This is a genomic window from Streptomyces sp. YIM 121038 (genome assembly GCF_006088715.1).
Taxonomy (GTDB): Bacteria; Actinomycetota; Actinomycetes; order Streptomycetales; family Streptomycetaceae; genus Streptomyces.
This window is the reverse complement of sequence record NZ_CP030771.1, coordinates 8,564,873-8,577,148: the sequence shown is the minus strand read 5'-3', so window position 1 is coordinate 8,577,148 and position 12,276 is coordinate 8,564,873. Positions and strand designations below refer to the sequence as shown.

Annotated in this window: 11 protein-coding genes; 9 read left to right on the top strand and 2 right to left on the bottom strand. The window is 73.2% G+C overall.

Annotation, left to right across the window (positions count from 1 at the left end; all coding sequences use genetic code 11):
• Positions 1–15 precede the first annotated feature (15 nt).
• Together C9F11_RS35795 and C9F11_RS35790 are read left to right on the top strand one after the other, a co-directional pair.
• Entirely contained in the window at positions 16–915 is a 900-nt protein-coding gene (locus C9F11_RS35795) for a LysR substrate-binding domain-containing protein (protein WP_138963554.1), read from the top strand.
• A gap of 172 nt (positions 916–1,087) precedes the next feature.
• A complete protein-coding gene (locus C9F11_RS35790; RefSeq protein WP_138963552.1) occupies positions 1,088–2,059 on the top strand; it encodes an NADP-dependent oxidoreductase in 972 nt (323 codons plus the stop codon).
• Here C9F11_RS35790 and C9F11_RS35785 read toward each other — a convergent pair whose 3' ends face one another.
• A complete protein-coding gene (locus tag C9F11_RS35785) occupies positions 2,060–2,473 on the bottom strand; it encodes a transcriptional repressor (RefSeq protein ID WP_138963550.1) in 414 nt (137 codons plus the stop codon).
• Positions 2,474–2,767: 294 nt separating this feature from the next.
• Between C9F11_RS35785 and katG the strand changes: the two genes are divergently transcribed.
• Positions 2,768–4,990 carry a catalase/peroxidase HPI gene (gene katG, locus C9F11_RS35780; RefSeq protein WP_138963548.1) on the top strand — a complete coding sequence of 741 codons (2,223 nt, stop codon included), beginning with the start codon at positions 2,768–2,770 and terminating at the stop codon, positions 4,988–4,990.
• Between the two features lie 157 nt (positions 4,991–5,147).
• Here katG and C9F11_RS35775 read toward each other — a convergent pair whose 3' ends face one another.
• The gene (locus C9F11_RS35775; protein WP_249402022.1) at positions 5,148–8,456 is read right to left on the bottom strand and encodes a CHAT domain-containing protein; all 3,309 of its coding nucleotides are present in this window, start codon (positions 8,454–8,456) and stop codon (positions 5,148–5,150) included.
• A 327-nt stretch (positions 8,457–8,783) separates the two neighbouring features.
• Here C9F11_RS35775 and C9F11_RS35770 point away from each other — a divergent pair, with 327 nt between their 5' ends.
• From C9F11_RS35770 to C9F11_RS35745, 6 genes are all read left to right on the top strand, one after another.
• The gene (locus C9F11_RS35770) at positions 8,784–9,191 is read left to right on the top strand and encodes a hypothetical protein (RefSeq protein WP_138963544.1); all 408 of its coding nucleotides are present in this window, start codon (positions 8,784–8,786) and stop codon (positions 9,189–9,191) included.
• 51 nt (positions 9,192–9,242) lie between these two features.
• On the top strand, positions 9,243–9,815 hold the full coding sequence (locus C9F11_RS35765) for a phage tail protein (protein ID WP_138963542.1): 573 nt from the start codon (positions 9,243–9,245) through the stop codon (positions 9,813–9,815).
• Positions 9,816–9,860: 45 nt separating this feature from the next.
• Entirely contained in the window at positions 9,861–10,148 is a 288-nt protein-coding gene (locus tag C9F11_RS35760; RefSeq protein WP_138963540.1) for a hypothetical protein, read from the top strand.
• Positions 10,149–10,213: 65 nt separating this feature from the next.
• On the top strand, positions 10,214–10,540 hold the full coding sequence (locus C9F11_RS35755; protein ID WP_138967422.1) for a hypothetical protein: 327 nt from the start codon (positions 10,214–10,216) through the stop codon (positions 10,538–10,540).
• A 30-nt stretch (positions 10,541–10,570) separates the two neighbouring features.
• Positions 10,571–11,062 carry a hypothetical protein gene (locus tag C9F11_RS35750; protein WP_138963538.1) on the top strand — a complete coding sequence of 164 codons (492 nt, stop codon included), beginning with the start codon at positions 10,571–10,573 and terminating at the stop codon, positions 11,060–11,062.
• Positions 11,063–11,095: 33 nt separating this feature from the next.
• Positions 11,096–12,271, top strand: coding sequence for a hypothetical protein (locus tag C9F11_RS35745; protein ID WP_138963536.1), 1,176 nt, complete (start codon positions 11,096–11,098; stop codon positions 12,269–12,271).
• Positions 12,272–12,276: the final 5 nt, after the last annotated feature.

Here is a 12,276-nt window from a genome sequence, read left to right as displayed (position 1 = left end):
TTATGCTCTGGAAGCATGACCATTGAGCTGCGGCATCTGCGCGCCTTCCTCGTCATCGCCGAGGAGGGCAACGTCACCCGCGCCGCCGCCCGCCTCCACGTGGGCCAGCCCGCGCTCTCCCGCACCCTGCGCCAGCTGGAGGACCACCTCGGCGCCCGCCTCGCCGACCGCTCCACGCATCACCTGGAGCTGACCGCCGAGGGCCGTACGTTCCGCGACAAGGCCACCGCCGCGCTCGCCGCCGTCGAGACCGCCCTCGACCCGGCGGGGCTCACGAGCCGGCCGCTGCGCCTGGGGCACACCTGGGCGGCGCTCGGGGACCACACCGTCGCGCTGCTGCGCCGCTGGGACGAGACGCGCCCCGGCGTCCCCCTGGAGCTGCTGCGCGTCGACGACCGCACCGCGGGCCTCACCCGGGGCACGGTCGACGCGGCCCTGCTGCGCGGCGCGGTCACCGCGCCCGGACTGCGCACCGAACTCCTGCGGATGGAGGAGCGGGTGGTGGTCATGCCCGAGGACAGCCCCCTGGCGGCCCTCCCCCGGCTCACCCTGGCGGATCTGACGGACCATCCGATCGCGCTCAACACCGTCTCGGGCACCACCACGGCCGAGCTGTGGCCCTCGGCCGCCCGGCCCGCCGCGACCCTGGAGGTGACGAACACCGACGAGTGGCTCATCGCCATCGCCGCGGGCCGTGCCGTGGGCGTCACCACCTCGGCCACGCCGAGCAACTACGCGCACCCCGCGCTGGTCTACCGCCCCCTCGCGGACGCCCCGCCCGTCCCGCTCGTCCTCGCCTGGCGCGAGGGCCTCGGCCACCCGGCCGTCCCGGACCTGGTGACGCTCGTCCACGAGATCCTCGCGACCGGAGCGACCGGGACGGCAGGGGCAGTCAAGGCAGCCGGGACGACGTGACCCGGGTCCGCGCTGCCCCTCGTAGCGCGTGACCCGATCCTGTCGCTCCCTGGCCATCAGGCCCCTACTGGAGCCCTCTTCGCCCCGGCACGCTGAGGGCGCGCCCCGGGCAGCACCCGGCGCGCGCCACCGGACCATCCGCAGGAACGACCGCCGAAGAGGGCACGACACCATGCACCGCACCACCACCCCCACCACCATGCGCGCCGTCTCCCAGGACGCCGCCGGAGCGCCGGACGTCCTCAAGGTCGTCACCGTGCGGCGACCGGATCCCGGCCGGGGCGAGATCCTGGTCCGGGTGCACGCGGCGGGCGTGAACCCCGCCGACTGGAAGACCCGCGCGCGGGGCGTGTTCGCCGACGGTACGGCGCCGCCCTTCACCCTCGGCTTCGACGTCTCCGGCGTGGTGGAGGCGGTCGGCGACGGCGTGGCGCTGTTCCGGCCGGGCGACGCGGTGTTCGGCATGCCGCGCTTCCCGCACCCGGCGGGCGCCTACGCCGAGTACGTCACCGCCCCGGCCCGGCACTTCGCGCCGCGTCCCGAGGGCCTGACCCACGTCCAGGCGGGCGCCCTGCCGCTGGCCGCGCTGACCGCGTGGCAGGCGCTGGTGGACACCGCGGGCGTCCGTCCGGGGCAGCGCGTCCTGATCCACGCCGCCGCGGGCGGAGTCGGCCATCTGGCCGTGCAGATCGCCAAGGCCCGCGGCGCGCACGTCATCGGCACGGCCAGTGCCGCCAAGCACGCGCTGCTGCGCTCGCTCGGCGCCGACGAGCTGATCGACCACCGCACCCAGGACTTCGCCGCGCTGCTCCGGGACGTCGACGTCGTCGTGGACGGCATCGGCGGCCCGCACTGGGCCCGGTCCCTGCGCACGCTGCGGCCCGGCGGCACGCTGGTCTCGCTCCTGCCGCCGGACGACGCCTTCCCCGCTCGGGAGGCCGAGGCGGCCGGGGTACGGGCGGTGTTCATGCTCGTCGAGCCCGACCACGGCGGCCTGCGCGCGATCGCCTCGCTGGTCGAGGAGGGCCTGCTGCGCGTGCTCGTCGACGCGGTCCTGCCGCTCGAAGAGGCCGCCCGGGCGCACGCGTTGGGCGAGCGGGGCCGGACGACCGGCAAGATCGTGCTCTCCGTCGCCGGGACGTGATCAGACGGCGCAGGCCGGGCACAGCCCCCGGTAGGTGACCTCGGCGCCGGAGACCGCGAACCCGAACCGCTCCTCCTGCGGCAGGGCGGACAGCGGGTCGCCCGTCGGGTGGACGTCGCGGATGGTGCCGCAGCGGGAGCAGACCAAGTGCTGGTGCGGGTGGTGCGCGTTGGGGTCGTAACGCTTGGCGCGGCCGTCGGTGGAGACCTCCATGACCTCACCGAGGGAGACCATCTCGCCCAGCGTGTTGTAGACGGTCGCGCGGGAGATCTCTGGCAGTCTCTCGGCCGCGCGCGCGTGCACCTCGTCGGCCGTGAGGTGCACGTGGTCGCCGTCGAGGACCTCGGCGACGACACGTCGCTGGGAGGTCACCCGCCAGCCACGCCCGCGCAGTCGCTCCAGCAGGTCGCTCATATGTCGGTTCACCTACTCGGTTCGGTGGAGTACCCGGAGTTTACGGCAGCGCTACTTGCTCCGAATGAATATGGATCAGGTGAGCTTCTTGACCTGGATCCCGTCCATCGTAGGATCGGTTCCCGACGATGGCCAAGGGCAGCCTCGCCCCTGTCCCAGGGACGCGTCAGGGACAACCACCACAAGTCGTACGGAGTCGTTCCTGACGCCGATCACGCGGTCGGTGCGGCCCCTTCCACCGCCTGCTGTTCTTCGAGCTCCACGTTTCGCCCAGACCGATCCGGAAGGATTCCCATGGCTGAGAACCCCGACGCAATCGTCACCGACCCGAAGACGGAGGAGACAGGCGGCTGCCCGGTCGCGCACGGGCGCGCCCCGCACCCGACGCAGGGCGGCGGGAACCGCCAGTGGTGGCCCGACCGGCTGAACCTGAAGATCCTCGCCAAGAACCCGGCCGTGGCGAACCCGATGGGCGAGGACTTCGACTACGCCGCCGCGTTCGGCTCCCTCGACCTGCCCGCCGTGAAGCGGGACATCGCCGAGGTCCTGACCACCTCGCAGGACTGGTGGCCCGCCGACTTCGGCAACTACGGCCCGCTGATGATCCGCATGGCCTGGCACAGCGCGGGCACGTACCGCATCAGCGACGGCCGCGGCGGCGCGGGCGCCGGCCAGCAGCGGTTCGCCCCCCTCAACAGCTGGCCGGACAACGCCAGCCTCGACAAGGCCCGCCGCCTCCTGTGGCCGGTCAAGAAGAAGTACGGCAAGAACATCTCCTGGGCCGACCTGATGGTCCTCACCGGCAACGTGGCCCTGGAGACGATGGGCTTCGAGACCTTCGGCTTCGCGGGCGGCCGCGAGGACGTGTGGGAGCCGGAGGAGGACGTCTACTGGGGCCCCGAGACCACCTGGCTCGACGACGAGCGCTACACCGGCGACCGCGAGCTGGAGAACCCGCTCGGCGCGGTCCAGATGGGCCTCATCTACGTCAACCCCGAGGGCCCCAACGGCAACCCGGACCCGGTCGCCGCGGCCCGCGACATCCGCGAGACGTTCCGCCGCATGGCGATGAACGACGAGGAGACCGTCGCCCTCATCGCCGGTGGCCACACCTTCGGCAAGACCCACGGCGCGGGCCCCGCGGACCACGTCGGCAACGACCCCGAGGCCGCCCCCATGGAGCAGCTGGGCCTCGGCTGGAAGAGCACGTACAACACGGGCGTGGGCAAGGACGCCATCACCTCGGGCCTCGAGGTCACCTGGACCGAGACGCCCACGCGGTGGAGCAACCTGTTCTTCAAGAACCTCTTCGAGTACGAGTACGAGCTCTCGAAGAGCCCGGCCGGCGCCCACCAATGGGTGGCGAAGGACGCCCCGGAGATCATCCCGGACGCCTTCGACGCCACGAAGAAGCACCGCCCGACGATGCTCACCACCGACCTGTCGCTGCGCTTCGACCCGGTCTACGAGCCGATCTCGCGCCGCTTCTACGAGAACCCGGACCAGTTCGCGGACGCCTTCGCCCGCGCCTGGTACAAGCTGACGCACCGTGACATGGGCCCGGTCGTCCGCTACCTCGGCCCGGAGGTCCCCTCCGAGGTGCTGCTGTGGCAGGACCCGCTGCCGGAGCGCACCGGCGAGAGCATCGACGCCGCGGACGCCGCCGCCCTCAAGGCGCAGGTCCTCGGCACCGACCTCACCGTCGCGCAGCTCGTCTCCGCCGCGTGGGCGTCGGCGGCCTCCTTCCGCGGCAGCGACAAGCGCGGCGGTGCCAACGGCGCCCGCGTCCGCCTGGAGCCGCAGCGCAACTGGGAGGTCAACAACCCGGACAGCCTGGCGCAGGTGCTGCGCACGCTCGAGGGCATCCAGGAGTCCTTCAACTCCGCCCAGTCCGGCGGCAAGCAGGTCTCCCTCGCCGACCTGATCGTCCTCGCGGGCAACGCGGCGGTCGAGCAGGCCGCCAAGGACGCGGGCGTCGAGATCGAGGTGCCCTTCTCGCCCGGCCGGGTGGACGCGACGCAGGAGCAGACGGACGTCGAGTCGTTCGCGGCGCTCGAGCCCGCGGCCGACGGCTTCCGCAACTACGTGGGCAAGGGCAACCGTCTGCCCGCCGAGTACCTGCTCATCGACAGGGCGAACCTGCTGACCCTCAGCGCGCCCGAGCTGACGGTCCTCGTCGGCGGTCTGCGCGTCCTCGGCGCGAACCACGGCGGGTCGAAGCACGGCGTCCTCACCGACCGCCCCGGCACCCTCACCAACGACTTCTTCGTCAACCTGCTCGACCTGGACACGACGTGGAAGTCGACGTCCGAGGCGCAGGACACCTTCGAGGCCCGTGACGCGAGCGGCGCCCTCAAGTGGACCGGCACCCGCGCCGACCTGGTGTTCGGCTCGAACTCCGAGCTGCGCGCGGTCGCTGAGGTGTACGCGAGCGACGACGCCAAGGAGAAGTTCGTGAAGGACTTCGTCGCGGCGTGGGCCAAGGTCACGGACCTGGACCGGTTCGACCTCGTCTAGTCCCCCGTAGCCTCCCGGTCGTTCGGCGACCCGAAGTCCGGTCCGGGCCCGCGCGGGCCCGGACCGGACTTCTCCGTGACCGCGTACCGAGCGACGGCGGGCGCCCGACGGTTCCGCCGCGGGGCAACCCGCTGCTTCGCGCCCGGTGGGGTCCTGCTCACACGCCCCACGCCGTGAACGCGCCCCAGTGGACGGGAGAGTCGAAGGGGCGCTTCCTCCTGGCCCGCGCGCGGGTGGCGTACCCGTCGCTGAGGGCGGCCAGGTGGCGGTGCGTCTGCGTGTACCGCGCGAGCTCGTCCCAGGTGAGTCGGCGCAGCCACCGGCGCGAGCGGCGCAGGGCCGGTACGGGGTCGTGGGTCTGGGAGAGCAGTTCGTAGAAGCGCGTCATGAGGACGGCCGTGGCCATGTCGTCCACCAGCCACAGGCTGCTGACCGCGCAGGCCGCGCCCGCCTGGAGGAAGGCGGCCGGGAGGCCGAGGAACTCGTCGGGGGCCTCGATGATGCCGTAGTGCCCCGACTGGCAGGCGCTGGCCACGGTCAAGCGGCACACGGGCAGTTGGTGGTGCACGAGGGCGTCCATGTCCACGTGGCCGTCGGCGAGCGCCAGCGATCCGCCCCGGCTGTCGAACCCGGCGCTGCCGTGACAGCTGAGGTGCAGATACGACGCCGTGGCGAGCCGGTCGAGCACCCAGGCCACGGTGGCCTCGGACCCCACCGCGTGGGCCGCTTCGCACCGGCCCGCGAACAGGTCGAGGATCCCGGCGAGTTCGCTGCGGCTGCCGGGCAGCGAACCGTCGGGGTCGGCGATGGCCACCAGGCGCGGCGGCGACTGCGGCGGCCGGGCGGCCCGGGAGCGCGAGGCCTCGTGGACGGCGGCGGACGGCGACAGGATCAGGGTGCCGACGTCGTCGAGCACGTCGTCCGCCCCCGGCGCCACCGGCAGGGCGTGCAGGGGCACCAGGCCCAGCAGGCCCGTCGGCACCAGGACCGCCTCGTGCCGGGCGTCCTCCGTCAGGAGCGCGGCGAGGGGCCGTACGAGCGGTTCGAGCGCGGTCAGGCGGTCCAGGGCCGCCGGGAGCAGCCGCCGGTACGTCGAGGTGGGGGACTGCTGCACCAGCCACAGGCCCACGGTGTCGGCGTCCGGGTCGTCCAGGTCCAGGAGCAGGAGACGGGCCAGGGTGATGCTGGTGACCTCCGGCACGAGTACGGCGCGCACGGTCGGGCGCGTGCCGACGACCGCGAGGACGTAGCTGCCCCAGGGCGAGTTCACCAGATACGCCAGGGGTCTGCCGCCCGCGGCCCGGACGACGTCCCGCAGTTCGGTGGTGCGCAGGAAGTCCTCGAAGCCCGGGATCGCCTGGACGTCCCGGACGACCGCGCGCAGGTCGCGTTCGGCCGCGGCCTGTTCCCGGCTCGCGGGCGCCGCCCCGTCGGGGGTCATCGGTGAGGGCGCCGCGACCGTGGACCGGTAGCGGGCGCGGGCCCGCCGGTAGCGGCGGGCCAGGACGGGGTCGACGCGCTCCAGTTCCTCCAGGTCGGCGGCTCCGCGTCCGGCCACCACGGACAGCTCGCAGGCGAGGCCGCGTTCGAGCGCTGTCACGGCCTGCTCGGGGCGGCCCGCCCGCGCCAGCAGGAAGGCCGTCCAACGGGCGAGCCGGTCCACTTGGACGAGGACGCCGCGGCGGCTGGCGACCGTGACCTGGGCGTCGTAGAGCGCGCTCACGGCGGTCAGCATGTCCGAGGCGACGTCGGCGGCCTCGGTCCAGCGCTGGGCGGAGGCGTGGGTGGTCAGGAGCTCCCTGGCGATGTTGAGGTGCAGGGAGGGCGCGACCGTGGGCGGCGCGGCCGCGAGGGCCTCCTGGCGAAGGCGGGTGTTCGCGGCGCTGCCGGGCCCGTCGAGCAGGTCCCCGGCCTGGGCGAGGAGCCAGTCGATGCGGCTGGTGTTGAGCAGGCCGGGGCGCGTCACGGAGAGGTCGCGTGCCGCGGTCGCCGCCGCCCGGGCGCCCGCGGCGTCGGCGGGGTCGCGGGTCAGCAGCAGATGGGCGAGGTTGCACTGCAGCTGCGACCACAGCACGGGGTCGTCGTCGGGGCTCAGGTGGCGCAGGGCGTCGCGGTAGCAGCGCTCCGCCTCGGGCAGGTCGTCCGGCTCGGTGCGGCGGGACAGCAGCAGACCGAGGTTGATCATGGAGTAGGCCCAGTTCACCGCGGAGCGCCGGGGGGACCGCTCGGTGAGCCCGGCCCGGATGTGCTCGATGCCGAGCGTGAGGTCGGCGGCGGTGCCGCCCGGCCGTTCCGCGAGCAGCAGACCGTAGTTGGTCCGGATCCGCGCCCAGAACTCGGGGTGCTCGGCGCGGTCGAGTGCGCTCGCGCGCTCCAGCAGGGCGCGGGCGGTCTCCCAGACCTCGTGGCGGTCGCCGTCGTCGCGCGCGTAGTGCGCGCTGGCGAGGTTGTTCGCGACCCGTACCCAGGCGAGGCTGCCCTCGGGCAGCATGCCGAGGGCGTGTTCGAGGGCTTCGTACGCCTCGGAGAGCTCGGCGTCGAGTCCGGCGTGGACGGCGCCCATCAGGCGTTCGCCGAGCAGGGTGGCGAGCGCGGCCTCCGTCTCGCGTTCGCCGAGGTCGGTCGCGAGCGCCAGGGCCTCGCGGACCAGGGGGATGCTCTCGGGGCCCGGGGTGTCGCGGGCCTCGTCGTACAGGCCGTGCAGCCGGGTGCGCAGATCGCCGCCGAAGCGGCTCAGGGACGCGAAGTAGCGCTCGACCGCCACGTGCGTGGGCGTGCGGTCGTCGCACAGGCCGTCGAGCAGGTCCTGCCGCCGCTGGAGCACCGACTCCAGCGGCGTTCCGGCCGCCGCGCGCAGCTCCTCGCGGGCGGCGTCCCGCACCCTCGTGTCCCCGGTCAGCTCCGGGTGGGCGCGCAGGAGTTCGGCCAGGGCGTCCGGCGGGCTCGTCAGGACCGCGCGCAGCAGCTCCGCCACCCGGGCCTCGTCCCGTTCCTCGGCGAGCAGGCGCAGGAAGACCTCGTAGTGGGCGACCGTCGGCGGGCCCTGCGGCTCCAGGTCGCGGCAGGCCGCCTCGGGGTCGCGCAGGTCCCGCTCGACGTCGCGGGTCAGGACGAGGGGGAGCAGCCCGCGCGGCACGGGGAGCGCCTGCGCGGCGAAGGCGTCGTCACGGAACGCCCCGGCCCGCGCGGCCTCCTCGAGGAGCACAAGGGCGAACTCCGGCGGCCCGCCCCCGAGCTCCGTCAGGGAGGTCGCGTACAGCAGCGGCGCCGTCGCGCCGGGGCGCAGGACGAGGAGCGGCGCGTCGACGGGCGCCCTCGCCCCGCAGCCCGGACAGTCCACCCAGGCCACGCCCGGACCGGGCCCCTGAAGGACGTCGGCGCGCTCGCGGGCGTCGACCACGCGCCACACGGGGGCGTCGCACTCCCGGTCGCACGTCTCGCAGCGCCATGCGTAGGGCGCTCTCACCGAGACCGTCACACCCCGCCCCCACCCCTTGTCCACCTCTTGTCCGCCTCGCCGTACGGACATTCTGGCGCGCGCCGCCGACCGGCCGGGAGGGTTCGCGCGAAAGCCCGGCGGGCGGGGAGGGAGCCTGGTATCCGGACGCCGGCCCGAGCACCCCGGAAGTGACACCCACCTCTCCCCTTCTTTTGCGAACTACCTCTCATCACACATGAGTTGACGGAGCATCACATTCCGATGCACAGTCACCGTCCTTCGCGTGCCAGCACATTGCACCCACTGCGCTCCCCCGTCACAATGACCGTTCCGGACCACGCAAGGAGTGTGCGTGTGAGTGATCCGCCCATCGTGTTCCCGGACGTCGAGCGCCTTGTCGTCGACCATCTCAAGAGTCGTCCCGAGCTGACCGGAGTCATCGTCGACAACCGCACCCCTCCTGGTTTCGACGGCACCCAGAAGGCCGTGCTCGTCTCCCGGGCGGGCGGCGCCTGGGTCGACGACCTCCACCTCGACCAGCCCCTGATCGACCTGGAGGTCTACGGCCCCGACAAGCCCACGGCCCACGCGGTGGCCACCGCGACCCGTACGGCGCTGCTCACCGTGCGCGGCACCACGTACGGCAGCGCCCACGTCACCGACGCGGTCGAGGCGGACGGGCCGCGCTGGCTGCCCGACTACCACCGGCAGGCCGCGAGCCGCTATCTGTCCACCGCCCGGCTCTCGATCCGCCCGGCCTGACGTTCCCGCGCCACCGCCCGAAGGAGCTCACAGGAGCCCGAAGGAGTCAGCATGCCCGGAATGAACCCGAACGAGATCCGTGTCGCCGGTACGGGACGCATCCTCACCGCACCGCTCGGCACCGCGATCCCCGCCGACGTGACCGCCAACTGGGCGGCGGGCTGGCGGGACCTGGGCTACACCAGCACCGACGGCATCCGCTTCAACAAGAAGGACAAGATCGACCCGGTGGACACCTGGCAGTCCGTCAGCCCGGCCCGCTTCGTGTACTCCGACCGCGACCTCACCGTGAAGTTCGCGCTGCTCCAGCTGAACGAGGACACCCTGCCGTTCTTCTTCGGCGGCGACGGCGTCACCGAGACCGCCGAGGGCTCCAAGCTCTACACGTACAAGGTGGCCGCCGAGCCCAGGAAGGACGAGCGGATGCTCGGCGTGGAGTTCTCCGACGGCGACGTCATCAAGTACCGCTTCACCATCGCCCGCGGCCAGGTCACCGAGACCGAGGAGCTCCAGCTCACCCGCACCGCGTCGGTCAAGCTCGGCATCACCTTCACGGCCCTGGCCGTCGACAACACCGCCGCCCTCGCCACCTGGGTCATGAACGACCCCGCCTTCGCGAAGTAGCCGCGGCGGCCGGCCCGCCACCGCCCCAGCAGACCGAGGAGCCGCATGTCCTTCAACGTCAACGCCGCCCGCGCCCAGCGGCTCGAATCACTGGGCCTGAAGTGGGAGTTCGAGGTGGACGGCGAGACGTTCTCGCTGCCCACGGAGATCCCGCGCCGGGCCGCCCAGGCCCTCGCCTCCCTCGCCGACGACGACCTGGACGGGCTGCTCGCGCTGCTGCTCGGCGACGAGCAGTACAAGCGGCTCGCCGACCACGACCTGAGCGTGCAGGACGTGGCCGCCGTCCTCAACGCGTACGGGGAGGAGACCGGTCTGAGCGTGGGGGAAGGCTGAGCCTCGGCGCGCTCGTGGAGGAGCACGCCGAGGCCCTGGAGGCGGATCTGCTGCGCCACTACGGCGTGGATCTGCTCGGCTGGTACCGCGGCGAGCTGTCGTCGCGGCGGCTCGCGGTGCTCGTGCGGCACCTGCCGCGGGACAGCGCGTTCCGCCTGGCGCACGAGGGCGAGGCGGCCGGGTGGTCCCTGGGCGACCAGCTGCTCGCCGCCGTGGTCGACCACCTGGCCGTCGCGAACTGGATGTTCGCGTCCGTCAACCGGGACGAGGACGAGGCCCCACCGGAGCCGCCGCGGCCGGTGCCGCGGCCGGGCGTGGACGAGGCCGTACCCGACGGGGCACCCGCGGCCGACACCCCCGGGCCCGCCGACCTGGCCCGCTTCTTCGGGTGACAGACCACCGACCGAACCACGGAGAACCCCATGCCGAGCGTCGACGACCGCCTGAACAAGCTGGAGAAGGAACACCAGTCGTTCGTCTGGAAGCTGGAGCGCGGCCTGGCGAAGGTCGACGCGGTCGCCACGGTCACCGAAGTCACCGCGATGAAGAAGGAGTTCGCGGCCGTGACCGGCAGCGTCAAGCTGGCCAGCTTCGACTTCAACCTCCTCGAGCACCTCCAGAAGAACCTCCAGGAGCAGCGGGACCGCGCCGCCGGACTGCGCCCCGAGGACCTCAAGGCGTCCCTCACGGACACCCGGAAGGCCGTCGGCCGTGCCTTCGACGCCGCTCACGCGGCGGGCCGTGACGCCGGCAGGGCGCTCCGGCGCCTGGACGCCCTGGGGCGCAGGGCCACGACCGGCACCCCTCCGTCCCAACGGGCCACCCTGGCCAACACCGGGAGCTTCACCGAAGCGGCCGCCCAGATCAACCGGTTGGAGGCGCGCATCGACAGCCTCGTCCGCGCCCTCGGCTGACGCGCCCGACGTCCCCTCAGGAGGCAGGCACCCATGTCCCTCGTCCAAGCACTCAACCGGTCCGCGTCCGGCTTCCGCGGTCTGCGCACCGGCGCGGGGCAGGCCGAGTCCGGCGTCGGCAGGCTGCGGGCCACCGTCGAGCAGGCGGACCGGGCCGTCGGCAGGATCAAGGGCGGCCTCGACCGCACCGCCCGGTCCTTCCGCGGGGTCAAGGCGCAGGCGGACGCCGCGGCCCGCAGCGCGGGCCGGGCCGACCGGGCCATGGACGGCGCGGGGAAGTCGGCCACGCGCGGCGGCGGCCTGATGGGGCGGATGAAGTCCGGCCTCCAGGGCGTCACCGGCGCGCAGCGCGGCCTGAACACCGCCATGAAGGCGAACGTCTTCGGGGCGGTCATGGCGCTCCTCATGCCGCTGATCACCAAGCTCATCGACATGGCGATGCAGTCCAAGACCGTGCAGCGGATCGTGCGGACGGCGTTCCGGGTCATCGGCCAGGCCATCGGCACGACCATGCGCGTGGCCCGACAGGTCGTACAGACGACGTGGAACGCCATCAAGGTCGCCTTCCAGGTGGTCCTGAGGGTGATCTGGACCGTCGTGAAGACGTACTTCACGATCTACAAGACCATCATCACGACCGTCATCCGGGCCGTCCTCGCCGTGATCAGGCCCGCCCTCGACTTCCTCCGGGAGCGCGTCCCGGCCGCGTTCCGCGCGGTGCGCGACGGGCTGCACCGGGCGTGGAACGGCCTCGCCGGGTTCACCAGAGGCGTCTTCACCAGCGTGCTCGGGGCCGTGAAGGGCCCCATCAACGCGGTGATCGGCCTGGTCAACAACGCGATCCGGGCACTCAACCAGGTCAAGGTGTCCATCCCGGGCTGGGTGCCGGGCGTCGGCGGCAGGACCTTCGGCGTCAACCTGCCGACGATCCCGACGCTGGCGCGGGGCGGCATCGTGCTGCCCCGCGCGGGCGGCACGCTCGCCGTGCTCGGCGAGGCGGGGCAGGCCGAGGCCGTGCTGCCGCTGAGCAGGCTGGACGCGCTGCTCGCCCGGGGCCTGCGGCCGGGCACGGGGGCGCCGGGCGCGCTCGCACCCCGGCCCCGGGGCGCCGGCGGCCCCGTCGTGATCGAGCACTACCACGAGGCCCGCGGCGGCAGCGCCCGGCAGACCGCCGAGGAGCTGATGTTCCTGATGAAGGCCAGGGGGTGAGGTGA

Excerpts from the sequence above, each read along its gene's own strand:
- C9F11_RS35745 (WP_138963536.1), top strand. The coding sequence starts at position 11,096 with ATGTCCCTCGTCCAAGCACTCAACCGGTCCGCGTCCGGCTTCCGCGGT.
- C9F11_RS35790 (WP_138963552.1), top strand. The coding sequence starts at position 1,088 with ATGCACCGCACCACCACCCCCACCACCATGCGCGCCGTCTCCCAGGAC.
- C9F11_RS35795 (WP_138963554.1), top strand. The coding sequence starts at position 16 with ATGACCATTGAGCTGCGGCATCTGCGCGCCTTCCTCGTCATCGCCGAG.
- C9F11_RS35760 (WP_138963540.1), top strand. The coding sequence starts at position 9,861 with ATGTCCTTCAACGTCAACGCCGCCCGCGCCCAGCGGCTCGAATCACTG.
- C9F11_RS35765 (WP_138963542.1), top strand. The coding sequence starts at position 9,243 with ATGCCCGGAATGAACCCGAACGAGATCCGTGTCGCCGGTACGGGACGC.
- C9F11_RS35785 (WP_138963550.1), bottom strand. The coding sequence starts at position 2,473 with ATGAGCGACCTGCTGGAGCGACTGCGCGGGCGTGGCTGGCGGGTGACC.
- katG (WP_138963548.1), top strand. The coding sequence starts at position 2,768 with ATGGCTGAGAACCCCGACGCAATCGTCACCGACCCGAAGACGGAGGAG.
- C9F11_RS35750 (WP_138963538.1), top strand. The coding sequence starts at position 10,571 with ATGCCGAGCGTCGACGACCGCCTGAACAAGCTGGAGAAGGAACACCAG.